Raw genomic sequence first — 22,229 nt, forward strand, 5'->3', positions numbered from 1 at the left:
GATTTATACCACCAATGCGATTGAGTCATTGAATATGACCTTACGGAAAGTAATAAAAAACAAACGCATGTTTCCTTCTGATGAAGCCGTTTTTAAATTGCTCTATTTGGCAATTGAACGAATTTCTCAAAAGTGGACCATGCCGATTCATAACTGGAAACCAGCTATGAATCGCTTCATGATCGAATTCGGCGATAGAGTTACCCGATAACAGGACGGCTAGTTACACAGAATTCCGGACAGACTCGGCTTCCTTTGTATATTCATCTACAACGGTTAACATTTAAGTGTTTACCCATTCGCGCAGAAAATCGTAACACTAGCCCCCGCTTTCTTCCAGCCGGCATTAAAGGTCTTTGCCGGTTACTAATTGTCTGCGCGAGTGCTTTTTGGGACCTGCAGACCAGCTATTCCCAAAGACGGGCACAACGTTTTTTACCGACAGAAAGCCCTTCACGCTGCAAGAAAATACGAATACGCCGTGAACAAAAGCGTGGATAAGTTTAACGGCATACCGAGCCTGCTCCCTGCGAGCCGGTACGCTTTGCAGCAATTTCCTTCATAATCTCGATTTCAGATCACGCTCTGCAATAATTTCTTCAGACGACTATTTCTGTTTTCAGACTTTTCATCCTGATTATCCATCGACCCATAACGCTTCCGCAGGCATAGATGGTACATCGGAAAGCCCGTGCTTCAGTAACAGGATGCTGATCGGCTTCTGTTAAAATACGGACAATCTGTTCATCTGTAAATCTTGATCTTTTCATTTTAGCCCTCTTGGTTAAGAGGCTATTATCTCTACTTTAGTTTGGCTTGGAAATTCCGGGGCAGGTCAAGTGGAGCAATATTTCTCCACTTAACCATTGACCACTATTAAAAGATAATGTCTTAATTTTCTTAATATTGGATTAAAGACGCGAACTCTTTGTGTTAAAAAATTCTTAATCTTAGATAGAATAATATTTTTATCTATAAATAGATAACCTTTGTACAATGGATTAAGTATAGGTTTTATGATATGACGACAAATACTTACCATTTTAGGATTTTGTGATCTAATCTGAGCAGGTAAAAGGGCTAAATGTTTATCCATAAGAGATATTATAAATGGAGTTAATTTAGATTTCAAAAGATGAAATTCTGTTATTTGCTCAAACTCAGAGGGAGTATAGGCGTTTTCAACAATTACAGTTTTAGACTGAATTTCTTCATCAACCAAATTATCAAATAGTTTAACCATATTTGTATAATTATATTCTGGATTAAGTATTACTTCATTGTATGCACACTCTATAATATCCTTCGCTCGCTTTTCATCCTGAATATAGTCTACAACCTCCTCCATGTTACTGTGATCCTTAGCAAGAGGCACATAATGGCGATAGGGTTTTAATACTCCTGAATACTCTCCCTCATATAGAATCATCAATGTACCCAATGCAGCTGCTTCAAAACAACGAGGAGAAATGACATTCATCATGATTTTGCAATCTTCGCTTTTGAAATAAAGATCTCTGATTTCTTCAAAAGATGTGTCAGGATAGGAATCCAAATGTGCCTCGACATTTTTCTGTATCTCGCCTGTGAAGTCACATAGACTTGCTCCGCTTTCAGTACCTAATACAGCTTTACAGTTTGATAAAAAATCAAACCAATAATCACCGTAAATCCTATCTTCCTCCTTGTAAGAAATATCACAAACCAAGTTATAGTTTCGGGCATCCTTTAAAAATAGATCGGCTATTTGCCATTTTTGTTGTCCATGGACACCAATCCAGGGTGATAATTTTCTTGCGCGGTAACCTACATCGATAGTACGAAGGCCATATGGCTTTTTAGGCAAGCCAATTAATTTGTCAGTTACATACCCGGCAAGGACAGTTTCTCTACGCTTAACTGTGGGGATCCGACTGGGTATATAAACCTGATCAACAATTTGCTGATTTGCCAGGCCGAAAATGGCATCTACCCTCATGTAATCCAAAGCAGAAAGTGTTGTGTATATCCAACGATAATCATCTTGGATATACACAACCTTAAGACCAGGGAAGTCTCTAATACGTTTACGAGTAGATGGTGAAATAAAATGATCAAATGCAACACATATTGAATAATGGATGATAATAACATGAAATTTATTCAAGTTTAGCTCATCAGGAAAATCCCCAAGCATATTTAATATATGAACATTATGTTTGGAAAATTTCTCAAAAGCAAAAATATGATCGCCTATTGTAGAGGCTGTTGCTCCTTTATAATCACAGAATAATAACACCTCAAGTTTTCTATCATTGTATGCTGCCATATGCTCGTTTCCTATTTTTTAACTAAGCACAGACCTCTGACTCTTGCCAAACTAAGTAAATCATTCGGATTATAATGCTTAGCTACTGTCAGTATTTTCTCATGAAAATCAGAATAGCCCTGGGCATTTTCATGACCGACTAAAGATGGGTAAACAATCCTTGTAAGAAAATCAAAACAGCCTGTATGGAACTGATCGGCAATTTCATAATCGCGGGCCAGGTGATTTTGTATTTCAATAAAGTGTGAGTAAAAATTAATTGCAGCAGGTTTTAATTCTGGTAATAAAACGGCTTTACGTAAAGCATTAATTTTATTAAACCCATCTATGTAGCCTTCAACCAGCAGTAATTTTCCACCTGGTTTTATGTGTTTCTTTAAATTATCTAAAGCCTGAATCTGTTCTTGCAAATTCGATAGATTAATTAAAACCCGTACACAAACAATAGCGTCGTATTGTTTACTCAGTTGTGTAGGTTGAAGTAAATTGTCATGAAAGAAATGATTATTGCTCTCGCCAAAATTTTGAATCGCACTATTAATCATGTTTTCTGAATAATCAAAGGCATCAATATGAGCGACATGTTGACGTAAGGTACTAGTCAGAAATCCATTACCACACCCGACTTCTAGTATTGAATCATTTTTTGATAAATTCTTTAACAGGAAATCTGTTTCCAAGCTGCGTTGTGCAATATCGGCTATATTAACGGCTTTCAAATTCTTTTCGTTGATTGCACGAGCATCCCAAAACATATCCGTGTTAGTTTTATACATTATTTTCTCCTTATTGATTCTTAATTAGTAATAACTTAAAAAATAATTGATCTCTTCTAAGTGATGTTCTCTAGTAATTTATTGGAACCTATTTTTTGAGTAAGTTTAATTAATTCTTGAGTAAGAATAGGTAAAATATGATTAAAGTAGGCAACGTGACCCTGGATGCTTAGATGGATACCATCGGGTAGAATTAGGTTCGAAAACTCATGATTTAGATCAGTGCAATGAGTTCGCCAAAAATTTTCATGATCAACAAGGACAGTATTTTTTTCTCTTGCTACATCACGAATAATTTCATTGTATTCTTCATTTTTAGTTTGGTAACTAAAACTCAGATTTTTGTATTTGGTTGTTTTAGGGGTAGGATGATTAGTGCCGAGGAGAATGGTTTTGACCCCTGATTGAATTGCTCTATCAATCATCTCTAATAGATTAGCTTTAAACGCTGTTATACTAACTCTCGGACAACCGTTATCTGTTACCCAATGATTACAATCATTCATGCCAAACTGGATATAGAGGACATCGACAGGATTGGATTGAATTTGAAAGCTCATATCCTCCAATGCTTGTCGTGTTGTTCGGCCATTTACGGATGGGTTTTGAACAATAACATTATTAAACTTTTCCTGCAATTTTCTAGTTAGCAAATTGATCCAAATGTTTGTTGGCGAAACAAACTGACCAAAGCAAATGGAGTCCCCAAAAAAATATATATTCATACATACCCTTAAACAATACATATAATTCTTAGTATCAGAAATTATTACGCTTGAGTTGTCATAGCACTTGCATACTTATCCTCCATGATAACAAATAGAGTTTTTATTCTATTTTTTGTGCAACAACAGTTAATTCAAGAGGTCTAAGGAATAATCTTAATAATTTAGAGTTGTATAAGTTAACGTCAGAGTCATTGGTTAACTTTTTGCGCATATGGCGCTGAAACTTCATAAAATTGTCCATACGCTTTTGATTTTTTAACCACCAATATTGAGGTGTTTGTAAAGAAAATGAACTAATTTCAAATTTTTGAATCTTAAGTTGGCAAAATCGTAGCAGACGTTTAATATTCTTTTTATCAAAATCTCTAAGGTGAGCAAATTCATATTTGCACCCATTTTGCGTAGCATAATGAATTAGGTTTTCTTTATAAGGTACTCGTATAATCACTGTGCCCTGTGGCTTCAGTGATTTTTGTAACGAGTACAAAAAACCGCCCAAATTGATTACATGCTCCATAATGTCTGTGCATGTGATCACATCAAATCTTTCTTTGAAAGGCAAATTTTCTGCATTTGCCTGATATAACGAATAATTATTATTTGACAAATTGTGAAGGTACGGCATAGATACATCGACTGCTGTAATAGAGTTTGGGTTACTTGACGCAACTTTTTTTAGTAAGAACCCTCGGCCACTACCGATATCACAATAGTCTTTCCCCTCCAAGGGAGGGCATAGTTTGAAGATTTTTTCGGCTTGAATTTCAATATAGCGATCTTCAATTAGAGAAGTGCTCAAATCATCATTTGCAAGTTTTTCATAATTTTCGATGTAACTGGTAAAGAGTGGGCTTGATCGATCTTTTGAGCTTAGCATTTGTGATATATTATTTATCTTCGCAAATTCCCAAGTACATTTATTGCAATTTTCGCCTTCTGCTGGTAAGCATTCATAGCAATCAGGGCATAACAGCATATTTAGTATCCTTTAACTCGAATATCAAATAATTTAATACTAAGCCTATCAACCTAAGGTACGACATGATTGAAAGCAGACCATGTTAACAATTGTGTGACAACTTTATACTTCAATGCCTTTTGAAATGCAACCACGTTTTATATTTGGAGTTAAACTCGCTAGAGCATAAGTATTCCATGGTACCTCGGAAGCCAAATTAGTAACTTTAAGTTAATGTGTGGAGTTGTCCCTGTTAAAGGGGAGCATCTAGTTATGTGGCAGCTCTTCGGCATCTTTTGGAGCCATCATCATTACCCCTTTATCGGGAGCAAGGTTGTTGAAATCGTCAAAATAGCGGAAGTTGAGTATCCGGCGGCTCATGAAATGCAACGTAATCACGCTTAATGTTTTGACGAATGCTTCGGCCATTCCATGGCTTTTGTATTGTTTGCTCGCCCGATAGACCACACAAAAAGTTATCAGGGAATATATGCCAAGCTTGATGCAACACGTGGGACTGGTCATTCCAGACTGATAAATCTCCCGAAGTGTTGATGCTTTACCTAAGCTACCTAACCCCTTTTTTTACTGGAATGGATTATTTTAATTAATTCTGGTATTGGATATGGTCATAATACACTAGTTGTTATTTGACTACATGGACCGGTTTTTAAGGGGACATTCCAATGTGATGCATAATGTAGGAAGATACCATTCACTGTAATTGTGTCTCATGAATGTAACTGGTTCTTAGGATATTATAGAATGAACGCGTTAACTTGTTGTTTAAAAATGACAATTCTTTTCGGAATGTTAATAACTGTGGTGCATTCAGCTTGGGTTGAAGAATTTGATGTCAACCAGTACTGCGAGTATAAAGACATTTTTAAATACAGTGCCTGTATGGCGGAACATTCTGTACAGGGTATCAATTACTCCATGGCTAACTCATTATCAACAGATGATTTGAATATTTACCGGGCGCTAGAGGTTATGAATCACGTACAAAATATGGCTAGTCCTGGCCGTTATGCCTATTTTGCTAAAAAAAGCTCAATGCAAACGTTGTCAATAGTTAAGCCTTCAATGATGCTTAAAAGAGGCTATGGTATTTGCGGTAATCACCAAGAAATGTTTCTAGCAATAATGAAATTGTTTAAAATTCCATCACGTCCAATTGATTTTTACTTTGTTGGAAGTAACGGCATGAAATCTAGCCATGCAGCAGTTGAGGTAAAAATTGCAAATAAGTGGCGCTACTTTGATATTAGCAATGGCAGTATATGGTTAAAGGAAAGCAACAATTTGTCCAGCATCTTATCTATTGAAGAGGTAATTAAGCGAAAAGCACATGTATTATCAAACATCAATCCATGGTATCTGCATTTTAAATACCCAAAAAGTACTTTCAATCCCTTAGATTATTTACATGGTAAGAGTTTGCAAATTGTAAGAAATAAAGGAGGATTATTAATCGTACCAGTAGACCATAACCAAGCTAATTTTGATGGTCTATTTAATTACATTGGTATTAATGATCCTGAGCATCCTGCTCTACGAATTAAACTGGATAAAGTAACACGTGCCATGGATGCGGTGATTAATATAGAGGGGATTGGAGGACAGTGTACACATTCTGTACTTAAAACATCTTCTGATGCTTATCCTATACAGGTTGGAAAAACATTAATAAAGTTGCTGCCTAATAGTGAGTTGGCGATTAAAGGGGACGACAAGTTATGTTATATTGTAATTCAAAGTATTGAATTGGTTCCTGATGAAGACGCCCAATTAGCCAAATCGCCTGTAGAATATGGAGTATTAAAATTCATGGCTCATCTGAACTCGTATTTTATCAACACTAATTACAATAATAGTCACATGGTTTGACCAATCAGAATGAGATTGCTATTATCCTTAGCCACTGATGCCTGCCTAAGTATTTAACAGCGATGTATCAGATTGTAAAAAAATAAATAAAGGAATAGGTACCTATGTGTGGTATAGCGGGAATTTTTAATCTTAAGGCCGCTGCTGTAGAACAGCTTGAGAAAAAACTTCAGGTGATGAACAAGCTGATTGCCCATCGCGGGCCGGATGATGAAGGGATTTGGACGAATAAGAACAAAACGATGGGGTTGGCGCACCGCCGCCTGAGTATTATCGATCTGTCTCAGCATGCGCATCAGCCCATGCTGGCTCCCACCGGCGAAGTCATTGTTTACAACGGTGAGATTTATAACCACGTCGAATTGCGGCAGGCTCTGGCCGCCCACTGGACATTCACCACGCGTTCCGACACGGAAGTGATTCTGGCAGCCTACAAGGTGTACGGCGTGGATTGCGTTAAACAGTTTAAAGGCATGTTTGCTTTCGCCATTTGGGATGGTCAAAAATTATTCTGTGCTCGCGATCATTTCGGCATCAAACCTTTTTATTACACTGAACAGGACGACGCGTTTTACTTTGCGTCCGAAAGCAAGGCATTATTGCCTTTCCTGCCATCGATTAAAACCGAGCGGCAGTCCTTCGCCGAATACATTACTTTCCAATACCCGATGGGTAACCGTACGCTCTTTAAAGGCGTTCATCAGTTAGAGCCTGCGCACGCCATGGTGATCAGTGCCGAGGGTAAGAAGGTTTGGCGTTTCTGGGATGTGCATTACCACATTGATTACGATCACACCCCCAAGTACTTTTACAACAAACTGGAAGAGATTCTGCATGAATCGGTCAAACTGCATACCCGCGCGGATGTCAACATCGGGGCTTATGTCAGCGGGGGGGTTGATTCAAGTCTGATTGGCATTCTGGCAACTCAGCAAAAAGGGGAAGCGCTGCCTTTCTTCCATGGCCGTTTTCTCGAAGACAAGGCTTATGATGAAAGCGAGTACGCGCAATACGCGGCCCAGCTTTGCGGCACCAAATTGCAGGTTCGCGACATCACGTCTCAGGATTTTGCCGATACGTTTCGTAAAATCATTTATCACCTTGATTTCCCTGTGGCAGGACCCGGGGTGTTTCCGCAATACATGGTGTCAGAAATGGCATCACAGCAGGTCAAAGTCGTGCTCGGCGGTCAGGGTGGGGATGAAATTTTTGGCGGGTACGCCCGCTACGTTATTGCCTACTTTGAGCAATGCATGAAAGCCGCCATTGAGGGCAATTACAAGAAAGGTAATTTTGTGGTGACGGCAGAATCAATCATTCCCAATCTCGAAGTATTGAATGCCTACAAGCCTTTACTCAAGCGATTCTGGAGCCACGGCTTGTTTGAGCCTCTGGAAAAGCGTTACTTTACGCTGGTGGATCGCGGCATGGATCTCGATGGGGAGGTGACGTTGACTGCGGCCGAAAAAGAGCATGTATACAATGAATTCATTGAAGTGTTCAACGCGGCTAAATTTGAAAAGGCAGAATCTTATTTTGACAGCATGACGCATTTTGACTTCAAGTGTCTGTTACCCAGTCTGCTTCATGTTGAAGACCGAGTCAGTATGGCCCATGGCCTGGAGGCGCGCGTGCCTTTCCTGTACTATCCTCTGATTGAATTTGCAGCGACTGTTCCCGCCAATGTAAAATTTGCCGATGGCCGCATGAAGCACATGCTAAAGCAGACCTTTGCCACTATTTTGCCCAAGCAAATCTTAAACCGTAAAGATAAAATGGGCTTTCCAGTGCCTTTAAATGAATGGATTCGCGGTGATTTGAAAGAGTTTGTTTTTGACATACTGCACACCGGCTTGTCAAGGAAAGACAATTTTATTGATTACCAGCGGATTATTAATACCATTGATGATTCAGGCAAATTCAGCCGTAAAGTCTGGGGCTTTTTGTGCTACGAGATGTGGCATCAGGTCTTCCATGATCAAGCCCATACTTACCGTGCCATGCTGAATCACAATAATGAATACGCAACCATAGGAGAAAAGTGAATGAGAGTTTTAATTACAGGAGGATCCGGTTTTGTCGGATCACATTTGGCGGACAGATTATTAGCCAGAAACGACGAAGTGCTGGTTATCGATAACTTTTCCACCGGTCGCCGCGACAATTTAAAACCTCACCGTAATCTGCAGATGGTTGAGCAAACCATCGCTGACACGGCGGCAATGGATCGAATTTTTACCGAATTTAAGCCGGATGTTGTTGTCCATGCGGCGGCTTCTTACAAAGATCCGGACAATTGGGTTGAAGACTGTAAAACCAACGTCCTGGGTACCATTAATGTATTGAATGCGACTAAAAAAGCGGGTTGCAAGCGCATTGTTTATTTCCAGACTGCACTTTGCTATGGCTTAAACCCCAAAGAACAACCCGTTTCACTGGATCATCATTTCGATGCCCGCGGCAGCAGTTATGCCATCAGCAAGACCGCCGCTGAACATTATGTCGAACTGTCCGGCTTAAGCTTTGTCTCTTTCCGCCTGGCCAATGCTTACGGTCCCAGAAACATCAGCGGTCCGCTGCCGACGTTTTATCATCGCCTGACTTCCGGCAAGGCCTGCTTTGTGATGGATACCCGCCGTGACTTTGTATTCATCAAAGACCTGGTGGATTGCGTAGAGCGTGCTGTCGATGGACAGGGTCAGGGTTACTACCACATTTCTTCCGGTAGCGATTACTCCATTAAAGAACTGTTTGACGCTACCTTGGCGGCTTTGAATATCACGCTGGATCAGGAAGTGGAAGTGCGTCCCCGTCACCCCGACGATGCCTTCACCATCCTGCTTGACCCATCCAGAACCAACAAGGATTTCTCCTGGAAAACCTCAACGCCGTTAGTCAATGGGGTTAAAGCCGCGATTGATTATTATAAAGAATACGGTATCGAGCAAACCTTTACACATCTTCGTTCAGAAGAAACAGAACCAGCGTAAATGGTTACGGGTACGAAAGAGCAGGCTTTTAGCCTGCTCTTTTTTTGCAAAGAATCATTGAGGATGAATCATGACCAGTTTTTCAGGAAAAAAAATACTTGTTGTCGGCGGGGCCGGCTTCGTAGGGAGTAATTTAACCAATAAGCTTCTTGCTTTGGATGCAGCAAACGTGATTGTTGTTGATAATTTGTTATCGGCTGATATTTCCAGAGTCGCCACGCACCCCAATCTGGATTTTATTCACGCGTCCATTACCGAGGATGCAGTGCTTTATCGACTGCCGGACGATTTAGACTATGTTTTTCATTTAGCCACCTATCATGGCAACCAGAGTTCCATCGAAGATCCATTAAAAGATCATGAAAACAATACGCTGACGACCTTAAAACTGTTTGATCGCATCAGTAAATTCAAGTCGCTCAAAAAAGTCGTTTATTCATCAGCCGGTTGTGTTGTGGCTAAGAAAACCTTTGATTATGCGGAAGCCACGGTCGAACAGGAAGACGTATCCCTGTACTTAGACAGCCCTTACCAAATGTCAAAAATATTTGGCGAGTTCTACGGCAATTATTATTTCATGCGCTACAACATGCCTTTTGTCAAAGCCCGTTTCCAGAACGTGTATGGACCTGGCGAAATTTTAGGTGCCGGTCAATGGCGTGGAAATGCCAATACCATCTGGCGTAATGTTACGCCCACCTTTATTTTTAAAGCCCTGCACAACCAGGCGTTGCCTCTGGACAATGGCGGGATTGCGACCCGTGATTTTATTTACGTGGATGACATTGTTGACGGCCTGATTGCCTGTGCGTTGAAGGGCAAAGAGGGCGGGGTCTACAATATTGCCTCCGGTGTGGAAACCTCCATCCTTGAATTGGCCACCATGATTAACGAAATCACTGGCAACACCGCGGCCCTGGATAAATTGCCGCCCAGAAACTGGGATCGTTCAGGCAAGCGCCATGGGGATACCAGTAAATCCGAGCGCGAGCTTGGTTTTAAAGCCCAGGTTTCGCTGCCGGAAGGATTGCAACGCACTGTTAACTGGACTAGGGAAAACATGAGTACGATCAAGCAATGCGTAGCGAAGCATGCTCGTTATGTCCATGAAATTAAACCATTTATTGAATAAATGGTGACGCGGGATCCTGGACTCCTACCCTTTTCCGGTGATCCCGCGCCTTTCCGCCTCTGAATTGCGTTCCCCGGCATTTTCCGCCATCCCCGGATTTCTACCATCCCCGGATTTCTGCTATCCCCGATTTCTGCCATCGCCTATCTCTGCCATCGCCGATTCTGCCATCGCCCAAATTGCTGTCATCCCCCGCGCAGGCGGGGGATCCATCTCTTCTGTGGCAGAATAATAGAGTAATAGGAGGGAACTCTCAGTAAAAACTGTGCTGGCAATGGCCTCACAGGCTTATATCAAGGCAATGACATTGACTAATAATTAATCACTATGATAAGATTATTTTCATCGCTTTCATTGGAATTTCCCATGCAAACCAAATCAGAACTTCTTTCACCCCTCGTAGAAACGGCGCTGCATGCAACCCGTTTGGTCATCCATAGTACTCAGATCGCTCGACATACTCTTTTTCCTTCGCAAGAGGCGGCTAAGGTTATGACCCTGGGGGAGCGTGCTCAAGTGGAAATTGACAAGCACGCCACAGTCATTGCCAATGATCTGGCATCGATCATGGTAAAGAAATAGGACGGTACCCCTTGACTACTCCGCAAAGCAATACTGCTTTGCACTCTCGACCCCGGGTTGATCGAAAGGGTTAATACCCCAGATCACACTCTGGGTGTATATTTTATGCTCATACAGCGCAATGAGTTCCCCAATGGCAAAAGGAGAGCAGGAATCCAGGGTAATTCGGGTGAGCGGCACATTACCGGGAATGGCGGCGTGAGGGCTGGTTTCTGATTTAACACCCTGGGTCAGCACCGTTACTTTCATGTCGCAGCTTTGATTAATTAATTCGCCCTCGTTTTCTTTTATCGTCAGCGTATCAATGGCGACCCGATGGGTTCCCTGACAGAGCAATTGGAAATAGCTGTGTTGCGCCTGATTACCCAATCCACCCCATACAATGGGACCGGTGTGGTAATTGACTCGTTCCCCGGCCTGATTGATGGATTTGCCGTTGCTTTCCATGTCCAGTTGTTGGATGTAATGAGGGAAATAGGCAAGGCGTTGAGAATAAGTCAGCAGCAGCAAATTATTGATGTCTAAAAAATTAATGTTCCATATCCCGGCTAAGGCGAGAAGAACGGGCATGTTGCTGGCCCATTCAGCCTGTAAAAAATGCTGGTCCATGCTGAACGCGCCGGCAAGAATGTCCATAAAATGCTCATAACCGATGGCAATCATGGTGATTAAGTTAATGGCAGAGCAAAGGGAATACCGGCCGCCTACCCAGTTCCAGATAGGCAGGGTGTGGCTGAAACCTAAGGTTTTGGTTTTGGGAATATTGGCTGTTACGGCGATAAAATGCCTGTCCATACGCGAGCGATCGCCAATCCAGGCGATGGCCTTGTTGGTATTGTACAGAGTTTCCCGGGTAGTGAAGGATTTGGATGAAATAATGAACAATGTGGTTTCGGGTTCAAGTGCGGCAACGACTGAATCAAACGAAAGCGGATCCACGTCTGAAATAAAATGATAACCCAGATGGGAAGCAGTGTAAGGTTTTAACGCATCGATACAGAATTGCGGACCTAAATCCGAGCCGCCAATGCCGATATTGACAATGTCTTTAATCGGCTTTCTGCTATAGCCCAGCCATGTACCGCCACGGATCTTTTCTGCATACAGCCGCGACTGCTCTCTGGCCTCGTGGATGTCCTTCAGGATATTGCGGCCATCGACGATAATCGGCTCGTGGTGCAATTGCCGGAGTGCTGTGTGCAGGGCAGGCTTGTTTTCACTCTGGTTAACCCGGCCTCCCTGCATCAATTGCTGAATGTGTTCGCGTAGTTTTCGCTCTTCGGCGAGTTGAAGCAGGTCTTTTAAAATGGGTTGATTAATCCGTTGATTGGTTAAATCCACCGTAATGAGGCGATTGGAAACAATTAATTCCTGGTGGCGATTGGGATTTAAGTTTTTTAACGCAGGGATTGGCGTCTGATGGATGGATTCCACCTGCTTTTGTAAACTAATCCATGCATTTAATTTTGTTAATTGCATCATGCTGTTATAATTATTTTTTTTATAAAAATACCATTGTTGGCAAGGAATGAAAATGAAATTTTTTAATCAGGACAAGCAATGATTCCAATGGCGTCGTATGGTCTTCTCTTCTTTTTTTCCTGCGTGTTCACAGGTTTTGTCCGGCGCTATGCCCTGACCATTAATCTGCTTGATATTCCCAATGCACGCAGTTCCCATACAATGCCTACCCCGCGTGGCGGCGGTGTTGCTTTTGTGATTTGTTTTCTTGCAGCCATGGGTTTATTTCTGATTCAGCAGCGTGTCTCTGGATCGATGGGCCTTATTTTCATGGGGCCGGGGCTTCTGGTGGCGTTATTGGGCTTTCTCGATGATAAATACCAGCTGCCGGCGACCTATCGCTTGGTCGGTCATTTTGCCTTAGCGATTTGCACTGTTTTATTGTTGGATAATTTTGCAAACATTCCTCTTTTTTCCACGCACCAAACGTGGCTTTGGGTAGGTCAGATTCTCGCCGTTTTTTACCTGGTGTGGGGACTGAACTTATTTAATTTCATGGATGGTATTGACGGTCTGGCTGCCGCTGAAACCATTTGTATCTGCTCAGGCGGCAGCCTGTTGTATTTTTTACAGGGGAATACGGAGCTCGCCGCTCCTCCTCTGCTATTGACCGCGGCAGTGGGCGGATTTTTAATCTGGAATTTTCCACCGGCCCGTATTTTTATGGGCGATGCCGGCAGCGGTTTTCTGGGGTTTGCTGTGGGTGTTTTTTCCCTTGAGGCGGCTGTTTATCAGGAACGGCTATTCTGGTGCTGGTTTATTCTGGCTGGCATTTTTTTTACCGACGCGACCTTAACTCTTTTTCGGCGTGGATTGCGCAGGGCCCGTTTGCTGGAGGCACACCGTACCCATGCCTATCAGCATGCTGTTCAACATTATGGTAAGCATTGGCCGGTGACCGTGGGTGTTATCCTGATTAACCTGTTCTGGCTGCTTCCTGTTGCCGTGCTGCTTGAGCAGGGGATTTTGGCGCTTCTGCCCAGCCTGGTTCTCGCCTACCTGCCGCTTTTTAGCCTCGCATGGTGGTTTCATGCGGGAGAGGAAGCGGTTAATAAGGCATAAGCGGCGACTTTCTCTTCTCATGAGGGCTAAGGTTGGCGTGTACTCATCTGCTGGTTGCAGAGGCATGGCAGAATAGAGAACAGCCGACTCAGTCAAGCTGACATGACTTTTACGAAATAAAAAATTTCTTAATAATTTGTTAAGATACGTTGTGTAAACTTACAATCAGAACAGTTGAAATTGATTGTTTTTTACACAAACTGTAGTCACCAAGAGCACCATGGACGCAATCTATGGAATAGATTGGGGGCTGCTATAGAAGGGAGATTTATAAATATGCTAATTTTAACTCGCCGTATTGGTGAAACCTTGATTATTGGAGATGATGTTAACATCACAGTACTTGGTGTCAAAGGAAACCAGGTTCGCCTTGGTATCAATGCCCCTAAAGATGTTTCTGTCCACCGTGAAGAAATTTATTTGCGTATCCAGCAGGAAAAAGAATCCGATTCTGAAGAAGCGGTATAACACAGAATACATCGCAGTCGTCCAGTCCCGGATGAAATAATCTAGTTCGGGACAAATCCCCCTTCCTCTCTCTCGCTTACATAGCCGACAACGACGCATCGCCTGAAGAAAGAAAATGCCTATGACCCTGTGAGTCCATCAGGCACAATTGTCCTGCGTCATTGACCCCAAGCGCTTGTCCATGGAGCGTGCCTGCCGGTTGTGAGACGGTGATGTCCTGGCCTTTGAGCAAATCGACGCCAAGCCATTGTTGGCGAAACCCTTTAAACCCTTCCTCTTTAAATTGTTCCAGGTATTGATTCAGGCTGACAATTAAGTCGGCAATCAGACAATTGCGGTCAAGGTAGTGTCCGGTTATATCGTATAAAGAACACCAGGGTTTATCAGAAAGTTGCTGCTTTTTAGCGGAAGAGTTGACATTAATGCCTATGCCGATAATTAACTGTGCATTGCCGTTGCTTTCTGCACTGACCTCAATCAGTACACCGGCCAATTTTCTGTTTTGCCAGAGCAAATCATTAGGCCATTTTACGCCAATTCCCTCCTCGATGTGATTGCGCTTAAGGCAATGCAACAGAGCTAAGCTGACCACCAGGCTTAAACCGGACAATTGGGACAGGCACTGATTCCACTCTAAGCGCATGGAAAAATAAATATTATCGCCAAAGGGGGATGACCAGTGTCTGCCAAAACGGCCCCGGCCTTGCGTCTGTTTTTCAGCACAGCAAACAGCTAAGGGGTGAGTGAGCGGAAGGCTTTTTAAATAACTGTTGGTGGAATCCAGTTCAGCAACCAGATGAAAATCAATGGCTGTGCTCACCGAATAGTCCTTTAAACGGCTGCGGATTAAGTCCTCGTTAAGCAGGATGAGTGGTGTCTGCAATTGATAGCCGCGTTGCGGGATTCGTTTAATGGCAAGGCCCCAGGCGGTTAATTGGCTAATCTGCTTCCAGATGGCTGTGCGGGTAATCTGTAAAGATTCACCCAGATCACTGCCGCTGTGGCATTTCCCATCGCCTAAACAGTGTAAGAGCTTGACTTGCAGGGGACTCAATTGTTTCATGGTTTTCCTGACACGAGAGGTAGATGATCCGGTTCCTCAGGCAGTGCGCTTAAGGTGCGATAATACCAATCCGTCACATCAGGGTGACAGCATAAGGCGGCGCAACAGGCCGCGACTGGCATAAAAGAAACCATTTGCCAGCGCCGCGAATGCAGGGCATCGTCAATGATGACGGGTTGCTGAGGTAAAATGGGTACATCAAATTGCCGGGTTGGATAGGATAAACCCAGACCAAGCACCTTAATGAACGCTTCCTTTTGAGCCCAGACATTAAAAAAGGCGAGAGGCAACAGCCCCTGCGGTAATTGCGCTAAGGATTGATTTTCCCCGGTTGAAAACGAATGCCTGGCCATACCGTAATAAGGTCTTGCTGAAAAATACTCAATATCAATACCTAATGGGTTGGTCTGGCCGACAGCCAGCAAGGCGGTGTCGCGGGAATGACTTAAGTTAAATTGCAGGGAGGGGTACTGAGGCAGATAGGGCTTTCCCTGTTTTAAATAATCAAAGACCAGTTTTTTCGCGGAGGTATTAAGATAATGGGCAAGAATAAGCCGCATCATGGCCCGGGCGGTGGTAAAGCGGCGTCGATGCCTGGGGAAATAATAGCGGTTGGCGCGTGCGGTTTCCTGTTCATTAAGCAACGATTGCGCCCAGGCCGGCTCGATATCCAACGGGATTTGCCAGATATCGATGCGGTGAGGGTGCAAATCGCTGTCGTTCAAAGGCAGGGATTTAAACAGGGATTTACTCATAAAAAGGGATCAACGGTAGCGTCAAAATGCAGTTAAAGGTATCATAGCGCATGATAATAAATTCGCCAACGGGTTACGTATGAGCCTACAATTTTTGGATTTTGAACAGCCAATTGAAGAGTTAAATCAGAAAATAGAAGCGTTGCGCATGGTCGGAAGCGACAATGAAGTCAATTTGAGCGAAGAAATTGCCCGCCTTGAAGCCAAATGCGAAGAGTTGACCGCTTCCATTTTTTCCAATTTAGAGCCATGGCAGGTTGCACAAATGGCAAGGCATCCGCTGCGCCCGCAAACCACCGATTACATTGAAAGCATTTTTACTGACTTTCAGGAGCTGCATGGCGACCGCCATTACTCCTCCGCCCCCGCCATTATCGGCGGCATGGCGCGCTTAAATGGCGAACCCGTAATGGTGCTTGGGCATCAGAAGGGCAAGAAGACCAAGGAAAAAGTCTATCGCAATTTTGGTATGGCACGCCCGGAAGAATACCGTAAAGCCCTGCGATTGATGAAGCTGGCAGAGAAATTTGAAATCCCTATTTTTACTTTTATTGACACAGCCGGCGCTTACCCCGGAATCGGGGCTGAGGAGCGGAACCAATCCGAAGCGATTGCCCGTAACCTGCTGGAAATGGCAAAATTAAGAACCCCTATCCTGTGCACAGTCACCGGCGAGGCCGGATCAGGCGGCGCGTTGGCCATTGGGGTTGGAGACCGGGTTTTCATGCTGCAGTACAGCATTTATTCCGTGATTTCACCGGAGGGCTGTGCGTCCATTTTATGGAAAGACGCCGCTAAAGCCAGTGAAGCGGCCAGGGCCATGGGCATTACCGCCGATAAAATTGCCGAATTCAAACTGGTTGATGGGGTAATCAAAGAGCCTTTAGGCGGTGCACACCGTAACCTGCCCGACATGACGTCGCGTTTAAAGACCATGCTGAGCGAGGAATTGCGCGCATTAAAACGCCTGCCCATGGATACCTTGCTTGAACAGCGTTATCAAAAATTCATGGCCATGGGTGCCTGTGACTGATAAAACCTGTACGCCAGACTGGATGCGTGATCTGGCTTCTTACGAGCACCTTTTTGTCGGATTCAGCGGTGGATTGGATTCTTCCGTGTTATTGCACCGCTTAAGCCGACACCCTGCTTTTATACATAAAGTAACGGCAGTGCACATTAATCACGGTTTAAGCCCTAATGCCTCGTTCTGGCAGGAGCATTGCCAGCGTCTCTGCGAGCAATGGCAGGTGAATTTTCTTGCCCTCTCTGTTCGTTGTGATCCTCGGGGCAATGTGGAAGAAGCGGCCCGTGTTGCGCGTTACCAGGCGTTGGGAGCTCTGATTAAAAAAAATAACTGCCTGCTGATGGGACATCATCTCGATGATCAGGCTGAAACCCTGCTTCTTCACCTGTTTCGCGGTGCCGGTGTTGATGGTTTGGCAGCCATTCCAGAAAAAAGCACCCTGGGCGAGGGGGATTTACGACGTCCTTTACTGAACTGCACCCGTCAGTCACTGCAGGCCTATGCGCTGGAACATCAGTTAAGTTTCATTGAGGATGAAAGTAACGCCAATACCCGGTTTTCCCGTAATTTTTTAAGGCAGGACATTTTCCCTTTGCTTAAAAGCCGATGGGCGGGTGTCACGCGTAATCTGGCGCGGACGGCGGAGCATTGCCGTCTGGCACAGGCCAATTTAAACGATTTAGCGCACCTGGATTGCCCTTCCCTGGCAGAAAAATCCAACGTGCTGCCGCTGGCGCCGCTGTTGCGTTTAAACAGAGCCCGTCTCGGCAATGTCTTGCGGGCGTGGTTGCGTCAACACGGTGTCCGCATGCCCAATACACGGACGTTTAATCGTTTAATTGATGAAATGATCCTGGCTGCACCCGACAGCAATCCGGAAATTCATTGGCGGCAGGTAACAATTCAGCGTTATCAGCAACACCTTTATCTGTCACCCTTACGAACTGAATCGACACCCGTTTTACCCTGGACAACGTTTCCAAACACGCTTTGTCTTCAAGGACTGGGAAAATTAACGGCAGAAACGGCTGATGAAGGGTTATTTATTCCATCGGGCAGCCAATTGGCTATTCGTTTTCGTGAGGGCGGCGAAATGTTCTACTGGCATGGACAACATAAATCGCTGAAAAAACTATTGCAGGAGTGGAAAATTCCCCCCTGGCAGCGGCAGCAGATTCCTTTGTTGTATGTTGATAATCAACTCGCGGCGGTGGTTGGTTATGCCGTCAGTGATCATTTTTATCAGACACGGGCAGGGCAGTGTTACAATCTGATTCACATTATTAACCAATAGTTAATTAATATTCATCAAATACCCTATTTATTGAAAATTTCGGAATTATTAAACTACCCTCCTCATTGCAGGAGAAAAAAATGATTTCAAATGTTCGCTTGATTTGGTTACTGAGTTACATGACAACGGCCTCCGTGTCGGCCGCTGTGATTACTCCCGGTCTGCCGGCAATCGCGTTTTCCTTCCAATTAAGCACCGAAGCCATTCAATGGATGATCAGTGCCTTTTTAGGCGGCTATGTCATTGGCCAGTTGATTTATGGGCCTTTAGCCAATCGTGCAGGGCGGGTTGGCGCGTTACGCATGGGTCTCGTGATTAACCTTTTGGGTTTACTGGTTTGTTATGCCGGCCTTGCGTTTCACTCCTATGGTCTGCTCATCGGTGGGCGTTTCATCAGTGCGCTGGGGGCGGCGAGCGGTCTCTCATGCACCTTGATGCTCATCCATGAATGGCTGCCTGAACAACAGCGCCGCACAGCGTTGTCTTATTCCATACTGGCCTTCACGCTAAGCATCGGTCTTGCAGTGTCCCTTGGAGGATGGATAGTCACTTATTGGCAATGGCAGGGTTGCTTTGCCTTGCTTTTCATTCATGGCGCACTGTTGTTGGCGGGTACCTCTTTTCTTAAAGAGACCCTGATAACCCGCAGACGTGTTAAATTGACGCAAATGATTACCGCTTATCACCAAACGCTGGCCTCCCCGGGGCTCGTGGTTTATGCCCTGGCGGTGGGATTCTGCTCGGCCGTCGGTTATTGTTATTCCGCTGCAGGCCCTTTAATTGCTGAACGTTTTCTGCATCTCTCTGCTGCCGCTTATGGCTCCTGGAATTTAGTCAATATGCTGGGGATGCTGATGGGCGGCCTGTTGATCAAGCGCCTCCTGCATCGCGGGTCACCCCAACGCGCGGTCGTCTATGGTTTTGGCGGTTGTACTCTGGCATTGTCCGGCCTTTACCTGATGTGGCATCAGCACTGGCTATTGCCCATTGGGTTTTTTATTCATACGTCGTTGTTGTATCTGTTCAGCGGCTTTTTATTCGCTGGTGGCTCCTGTCTCGCTACGGCCGAGGTGCAAGACAAAAGTAATGGGTCAGCCATGCTCAGTTTTATCAACATGCTGACTGCGGCGCTGGCCGTCATCCTCATGGGATACATGAACACCAACCCCTGGTTGGGGTTTCTTGAAATCCTTCTGCTGTTCGGCAGTGTGATTGCAGGCGCGTTGCTCCTGTTTCAGCACAAGACAAGCCATTTGCTCAAACAGGGCATCTGAGGGTGGAGTACCGCGAAGGGCTTTGCTCTTCGCTGTAAAAATCAGCATTCCGGCAGGTTCACCGCAAGACCTCCCATGGAGGTTTCCTTGTAAATGCTTTGCATGTCCATGCCGGTCTGTTTCATGGTTTTAATGACTTTATCCAGGGAAATCTGATGCTGACCATCGCCAATCAAAGCCATCCGGGAGGCGTTAACTGCTTTCACGGCCCCCATGGCATTGCGTTCAATGCAGGGAATCTGCACCAGTCCAAGGACCGGATCACAGGTCATGCCCAGATGGTGCTCCATCGCAATTTCGGCCGCATTCTCTATTTGTTCGATACTGCCGCCCAGCACAGCGGTCAAGCCCGCTGCCGCCATGGACGAGGCGACGCCGACTTCACCCTGACAGCCGACTTCAGCCCCTGAAATGGAGGCGCCTTTCTTGTAGAGAATCCCAATGGCGGCGGCTGTGAGGAAGTAGACATAAATGTCTTCCTTGCTTAAACGATCATGTGCTTCCTGGCAGTACTTAAGCACGGCCGGAATAATGCCGGCAGCCCCGTTGGTGGGGGCGGTGACAATCCGCCCGCCGGCGGCGTTTTCCTCATTCACAGCCATGGCATACAGATTTAAACGGTTCATGATGTCTGATTGCTCAAACACGCTGGGAACCCCTTTGTGTTCAATGAGTTTTTTGTAAAGATCGGGGGCGCGCCGTTTCAGCAGTAAACCGCCGGGTAAAATGCCGGGATGATGACAACCGTTTTCGATGCATTCATCCATCACGTTGGCAATCGCTAAAATCCCTTCCTGAATCGCATTTTTACTGCGCCAGGTTAATTCATTGACCATCATCAATTCAGCAATGGTTAACCGGTTGTCCCGGCACAGGCTCATTAACTCAAAGGCCGTGGAAAAAGGGTAGGGAGGTGCATTCGTGTCTTCCGAGGTTTTGTCAAACTCTTCCTCAGTGGTGATGAAACCGCCGCCTATTGAATAATACACCTGGCTGCGTAATAAATTTTGATTGACATCATAGGCTGAAAAACGCATGCCGTTACTGTGTCGTGGCAGCAGTTCCTTCTGTAAAAACAGGAAATCCCGATCCTCGTCAAAAAACAATTCTTTTTTGCCGCCCAAATGGAGTTTTTGCGAACTGATGATTTCACGCATGCGGGGAACCATGGAATCCGGTACCACACTTTCCGGAGTCTTTCCTTCAAGGCCGTTTAATATGGCTTTGTCTGTGCCATGGCCTTTACCCGTGAGGGCCAAGGAGCCGTACAGTTCGATTTTAATTCGTGATGTGGCGGCAAAATGGTCTTCCTTCTCCAATAACTGCACAAAGGCGTAGGCTGCTGACATGGGCCCTACTGTATGAGAACTGGATGGGCCGATGCCGATAGAAAACATGTCAAAGAGGCTGATGCTCATTATCAACTCGAGTGCTTTAAAATATAGCAATTTTAGATGTAAAACCCTGACTAAACAATAGAAGCAGGCTTTAAAAAATACAAGGTTGTTAAAACACGGCCTTAAATAATTAATCATTTGCCTTAACTGGTAATTTCCCTGAAAGTTAGGCAGAATAATCAAGCAATTTTTTCATGGTGTTCTAACGAGACATAGAAAGGGGATCTTTATGAAGATAAAACTGGTCGCTGCAGCTGTCGTAGGCCTGGCAATGACAACCGCGTTTGCTGATACAAATACCACCGCTCCCAGCACGACTACACCAGCCACTGCCGCAACACCTGCAACCTTAAACACCGATATTGACAAGTTGTCTTACAGTATTGGTGCTGATTTAGGCAAAAACTTTAAAAAGCAAGGCATCGAAATCAGTCCTTCGGCAATGGCCAAAGGGTTACAGGATGGCATGAGCGGTTCTCAGTTATTGCTGACTGAAGATCAAATGAAAGACGTGTTGAGTAAATTTCAGAAAGACCTGATGGCCAAGCGAAATGCTGAATTCACTAAAAAGGCAGAAGAGAATAAGTCCAAAGGCGAAGCATTTCTGTCTCAGAACAAAAGCAAAGAAGGCGTGGTGACGCTGCCAAGCGGTTTGCAATATAAAATCATTGAAAAAGGCAATGGCGCCAAACCAACCAAGGATGACACGGTCACGGTTGAGTACACCGGTCGTCTGATTGATGGTCAAGTGTTTGACAGCACGGATAAAACCGGCAAGCCAGCAACATTCAAAGTGTCTCAGGTTATTCCTGGCTGGACTGAAGCCCTGCAATTAATGCCTGCCGGCTCCGTCTGGGAAGTTTATGTTCCTGCTTCCTTAGCTTACGGTCCACGCAGTGTTGGCGGACCCATTGGCCCGAATGAAACCTTGATTTTCAAAATTCATTTGATTTCTGTCAAAAAGTCTGACGCGTAATCTTCAATTTCCCGGGGTCAAGTCCCCG

The 22,229-nt window shown here is 44.5% G+C and carries 21 protein-coding genes; 12 read left to right on the forward strand and 9 right to left on the reverse strand.

Annotated elements, in window-relative coordinates; all coding sequences use genetic code 11:
• Nucleotides 1–211 (forward strand): transposase (locus Lrub_RS15150; RefSeq protein WP_237760801.1); only part of this gene is annotated, 211 nt, incomplete at its 5' end.
• Nucleotides 212–859: 648 nt separating this feature from the next.
• Here the strand turns inward: Lrub_RS15150 and Lrub_RS11190 are convergent.
• The 5 genes from Lrub_RS11190 to Lrub_RS14855 all read right to left on the reverse strand — a co-directional run bounded on the left by Lrub_RS11190 (nucleotide 860) and on the right by Lrub_RS14855 (nucleotide 5,238).
• On the reverse strand, nucleotides 860–2,308 hold the full coding sequence (locus Lrub_RS11190; protein ID WP_058532170.1) for a glycosyltransferase: 1,449 nt from the start codon (nucleotides 2,306–2,308) through the stop codon (nucleotides 860–862).
• Between the two features lie 11 nt (nucleotides 2,309–2,319).
• Nucleotides 2,320–3,084, reverse strand: coding sequence for a class I SAM-dependent methyltransferase (locus tag Lrub_RS11195; RefSeq protein ID WP_058532171.1), 765 nt, complete (start codon nucleotides 3,082–3,084; stop codon nucleotides 2,320–2,322).
• Nucleotides 3,085–3,140: 56 nt separating this feature from the next.
• Entirely contained in the window at nucleotides 3,141–3,809 is a 669-nt protein-coding gene (locus tag Lrub_RS11200) for an SGNH/GDSL hydrolase family protein (protein ID WP_058532172.1), read from the reverse strand.
• A gap of 103 nt (nucleotides 3,810–3,912) precedes the next feature.
• Nucleotides 3,913–4,788, reverse strand: a complete 876-nt coding sequence (locus tag Lrub_RS11205) for a class I SAM-dependent methyltransferase (protein WP_058532173.1) — start codon at nucleotides 4,786–4,788, stop codon at nucleotides 3,913–3,915.
• A gap of 249 nt (nucleotides 4,789–5,037) precedes the next feature.
• On the reverse strand, nucleotides 5,038–5,238 hold the full coding sequence (locus Lrub_RS14855; RefSeq protein WP_133134143.1) for a hypothetical protein: 201 nt from the start codon (nucleotides 5,236–5,238) through the stop codon (nucleotides 5,038–5,040).
• A gap of 324 nt (nucleotides 5,239–5,562) precedes the next feature.
• On the opposite strand from Lrub_RS14855, the gene Lrub_RS11210 reads away from it, so the two are divergent.
• The 5 genes from Lrub_RS11210 (at nucleotide 5,563) to Lrub_RS11230 (ending at nucleotide 11,364) form a co-directional block, all read left to right on the forward strand.
• Nucleotides 5,563–6,660, forward strand: a complete 1,098-nt coding sequence (locus Lrub_RS11210) for a transglutaminase-like domain-containing protein (RefSeq protein WP_058532174.1) — start codon at nucleotides 5,563–5,565, stop codon at nucleotides 6,658–6,660.
• Between the two features lie 104 nt (nucleotides 6,661–6,764).
• Nucleotides 6,765–8,705 carry an asparagine synthase (glutamine-hydrolyzing) gene (gene asnB, locus Lrub_RS11215; protein ID WP_058532175.1) on the forward strand — a complete coding sequence of 647 codons (1,941 nt, stop codon included), beginning with the start codon at nucleotides 6,765–6,767 and terminating at the stop codon, nucleotides 8,703–8,705.
• Nucleotides 8,706–9,650 carry an NAD-dependent epimerase/dehydratase family protein gene (locus tag Lrub_RS11220; protein WP_058532176.1) on the forward strand — a complete coding sequence of 315 codons (945 nt, stop codon included), beginning with the start codon at nucleotides 8,706–8,708 and terminating at the stop codon, nucleotides 9,648–9,650.
• A gap of 70 nt (nucleotides 9,651–9,720) precedes the next feature.
• A complete protein-coding gene (locus tag Lrub_RS11225) occupies nucleotides 9,721–10,782 on the forward strand; it encodes an NAD-dependent epimerase/dehydratase family protein (protein ID WP_058532177.1) in 1,062 nt (353 codons plus the stop codon).
• A 366-nt stretch (nucleotides 10,783–11,148) separates the two neighbouring features.
• Nucleotides 11,149–11,364: a hypothetical protein gene (locus Lrub_RS11230; RefSeq protein WP_133134144.1), complete on the forward strand. Its 216-nt coding sequence runs from the start codon at nucleotides 11,149–11,151 to the stop codon at nucleotides 11,362–11,364.
• A 15-nt stretch (nucleotides 11,365–11,379) separates the two neighbouring features.
• Here Lrub_RS11230 and pgi read toward each other — a convergent pair whose 3' ends face one another.
• On the reverse strand, nucleotides 11,380–12,846 hold the full coding sequence (gene pgi / locus Lrub_RS11235; RefSeq protein ID WP_058532179.1) for a glucose-6-phosphate isomerase: 1,467 nt from the start codon (nucleotides 12,844–12,846) through the stop codon (nucleotides 11,380–11,382).
• A 78-nt stretch (nucleotides 12,847–12,924) separates the two neighbouring features.
• Between pgi and Lrub_RS11240 the strand changes: the two genes are divergently transcribed.
• Together Lrub_RS11240 and csrA are read left to right on the forward strand one after the other, a co-directional pair.
• On the forward strand, nucleotides 12,925–13,947 hold the full coding sequence (locus tag Lrub_RS11240) for an MraY family glycosyltransferase (RefSeq protein WP_065235750.1): 1,023 nt from the start codon (nucleotides 12,925–12,927) through the stop codon (nucleotides 13,945–13,947).
• A 276-nt stretch (nucleotides 13,948–14,223) separates the two neighbouring features.
• Nucleotides 14,224–14,415, forward strand: a complete 192-nt coding sequence (gene csrA / locus Lrub_RS11245) for a carbon storage regulator CsrA (RefSeq protein ID WP_058528024.1) — start codon at nucleotides 14,224–14,226, stop codon at nucleotides 14,413–14,415.
• Between the two features lie 76 nt (nucleotides 14,416–14,491).
• On the opposite strand, the gene Lrub_RS11250 is transcribed toward csrA, so the two are convergent.
• A complete protein-coding gene (locus Lrub_RS11250; RefSeq protein WP_058532180.1) occupies nucleotides 14,492–15,478 on the reverse strand; it encodes a biotin--[acetyl-CoA-carboxylase] ligase in 987 nt (328 codons plus the stop codon).
• Entirely contained in the window at nucleotides 15,475–16,233 is a 759-nt protein-coding gene (locus Lrub_RS11255) for a 4'-phosphopantetheinyl transferase family protein (protein ID WP_065235751.1), read from the reverse strand. The genes Lrub_RS11250 and Lrub_RS11255 overlap by 4 nt, the downstream gene beginning before the upstream one ends.
• 79 nt (nucleotides 16,234–16,312) lie before the next feature.
• On the opposite strand from Lrub_RS11255, the gene Lrub_RS11260 reads away from it, so the two are divergent.
• The 3 genes from Lrub_RS11260 (at nucleotide 16,313) to Lrub_RS11270 (ending at nucleotide 19,828) form a co-directional block, all read left to right on the forward strand.
• On the forward strand, nucleotides 16,313–17,266 hold the full coding sequence (locus Lrub_RS11260; RefSeq protein ID WP_058532181.1) for an acetyl-CoA carboxylase carboxyltransferase subunit alpha: 954 nt from the start codon (nucleotides 16,313–16,315) through the stop codon (nucleotides 17,264–17,266).
• The gene (gene tilS / locus Lrub_RS11265) at nucleotides 17,259–18,554 is read left to right on the forward strand and encodes a tRNA lysidine(34) synthetase TilS (RefSeq protein WP_237760802.1); all 1,296 of its coding nucleotides are present in this window, start codon (nucleotides 17,259–17,261) and stop codon (nucleotides 18,552–18,554) included. The genes Lrub_RS11260 and tilS overlap by 8 nt, the downstream gene beginning before the upstream one ends.
• A gap of 80 nt (nucleotides 18,555–18,634) precedes the next feature.
• A complete protein-coding gene (locus tag Lrub_RS11270; protein WP_058532182.1) occupies nucleotides 18,635–19,828 on the forward strand; it encodes an MFS transporter in 1,194 nt (397 codons plus the stop codon).
• A gap of 41 nt (nucleotides 19,829–19,869) precedes the next feature.
• Here the strand turns inward: Lrub_RS11270 and Lrub_RS11275 are convergent, their stop codons facing one another.
• A complete protein-coding gene (locus tag Lrub_RS11275; protein ID WP_058532294.1) occupies nucleotides 19,870–21,246 on the reverse strand; it encodes an L-serine ammonia-lyase in 1,377 nt (458 codons plus the stop codon).
• Nucleotides 21,247–21,454: 208 nt separating this feature from the next.
• Between Lrub_RS11275 and Lrub_RS11280 the strand changes: the two genes are divergently transcribed.
• Nucleotides 21,455–22,201, forward strand: a complete 747-nt coding sequence (locus Lrub_RS11280) for a BamJ family beta-barrel-assembly machinery protein (protein ID WP_058532183.1) — start codon at nucleotides 21,455–21,457, stop codon at nucleotides 22,199–22,201.
• Nucleotides 22,202–22,229: the final 28 nt, after the last annotated feature.

The sequence above is a fragment of the Legionella rubrilucens genome (assembly GCF_001468125.1).
Lineage (GTDB): Bacteria > Pseudomonadota > Gammaproteobacteria > Legionellales > Legionellaceae > Legionella_C > Legionella_C rubrilucens.

Excerpts from the sequence above, each read along its gene's own strand:
- Lrub_RS11190 (WP_058532170.1), bottom strand. The coding sequence starts at position 2,308 with ATGGCAGCATACAATGATAGAAAACTTGAGGTGTTATTATTCTGTGAT.
- Lrub_RS11195 (WP_058532171.1), bottom strand. The coding sequence starts at position 3,084 with ATGTATAAAACTAACACGGATATGTTTTGGGATGCTCGTGCAATCAAC.
- Lrub_RS11200 (WP_058532172.1), bottom strand. The coding sequence starts at position 3,809 with ATGAATATATATTTTTTTGGGGACTCCATTTGCTTTGGTCAGTTTGTT.
- Lrub_RS11205 (WP_058532173.1), bottom strand. The coding sequence starts at position 4,788 with ATGCTGTTATGCCCTGATTGCTATGAATGCTTACCAGCAGAAGGCGAA.
- Lrub_RS11210 (WP_058532174.1), top strand. The coding sequence starts at position 5,563 with ATGACAATTCTTTTCGGAATGTTAATAACTGTGGTGCATTCAGCTTGG.
- asnB (WP_058532175.1), top strand. The coding sequence starts at position 6,765 with ATGTGTGGTATAGCGGGAATTTTTAATCTTAAGGCCGCTGCTGTAGAA.
- Lrub_RS11220 (WP_058532176.1), top strand. The coding sequence starts at position 8,706 with ATGAGAGTTTTAATTACAGGAGGATCCGGTTTTGTCGGATCACATTTG.
- Lrub_RS11225 (WP_058532177.1), top strand. The coding sequence starts at position 9,721 with ATGACCAGTTTTTCAGGAAAAAAAATACTTGTTGTCGGCGGGGCCGGC.
- Lrub_RS11230 (WP_133134144.1), top strand. The coding sequence starts at position 11,149 with ATGCAAACCAAATCAGAACTTCTTTCACCCCTCGTAGAAACGGCGCTG.
- pgi (WP_058532179.1), bottom strand. The coding sequence starts at position 12,846 with ATGATGCAATTAACAAAATTAAATGCATGGATTAGTTTACAAAAGCAG.
- Lrub_RS11240 (WP_065235750.1), top strand. The coding sequence starts at position 12,925 with ATGATTCCAATGGCGTCGTATGGTCTTCTCTTCTTTTTTTCCTGCGTG.
- csrA (WP_058528024.1), top strand. The coding sequence starts at position 14,224 with ATGCTAATTTTAACTCGCCGTATTGGTGAAACCTTGATTATTGGAGAT.
- Lrub_RS11250 (WP_058532180.1), bottom strand. The coding sequence starts at position 15,478 with ATGAAACAATTGAGTCCCCTGCAAGTCAAGCTCTTACACTGTTTAGGC.
- Lrub_RS11255 (WP_065235751.1), bottom strand. The coding sequence starts at position 16,233 with ATGAGTAAATCCCTGTTTAAATCCCTGCCTTTGAACGACAGCGATTTG.
- Lrub_RS11260 (WP_058532181.1), top strand. The coding sequence starts at position 16,313 with ATGAGCCTACAATTTTTGGATTTTGAACAGCCAATTGAAGAGTTAAAT.
- Lrub_RS11270 (WP_058532182.1), top strand. The coding sequence starts at position 18,635 with ATGATTTCAAATGTTCGCTTGATTTGGTTACTGAGTTACATGACAACG.
- Lrub_RS11275 (WP_058532294.1), bottom strand. The coding sequence starts at position 21,246 with ATGAGCATCAGCCTCTTTGACATGTTTTCTATCGGCATCGGCCCATCC.
- Lrub_RS11280 (WP_058532183.1), top strand. The coding sequence starts at position 21,455 with ATGAAGATAAAACTGGTCGCTGCAGCTGTCGTAGGCCTGGCAATGACA.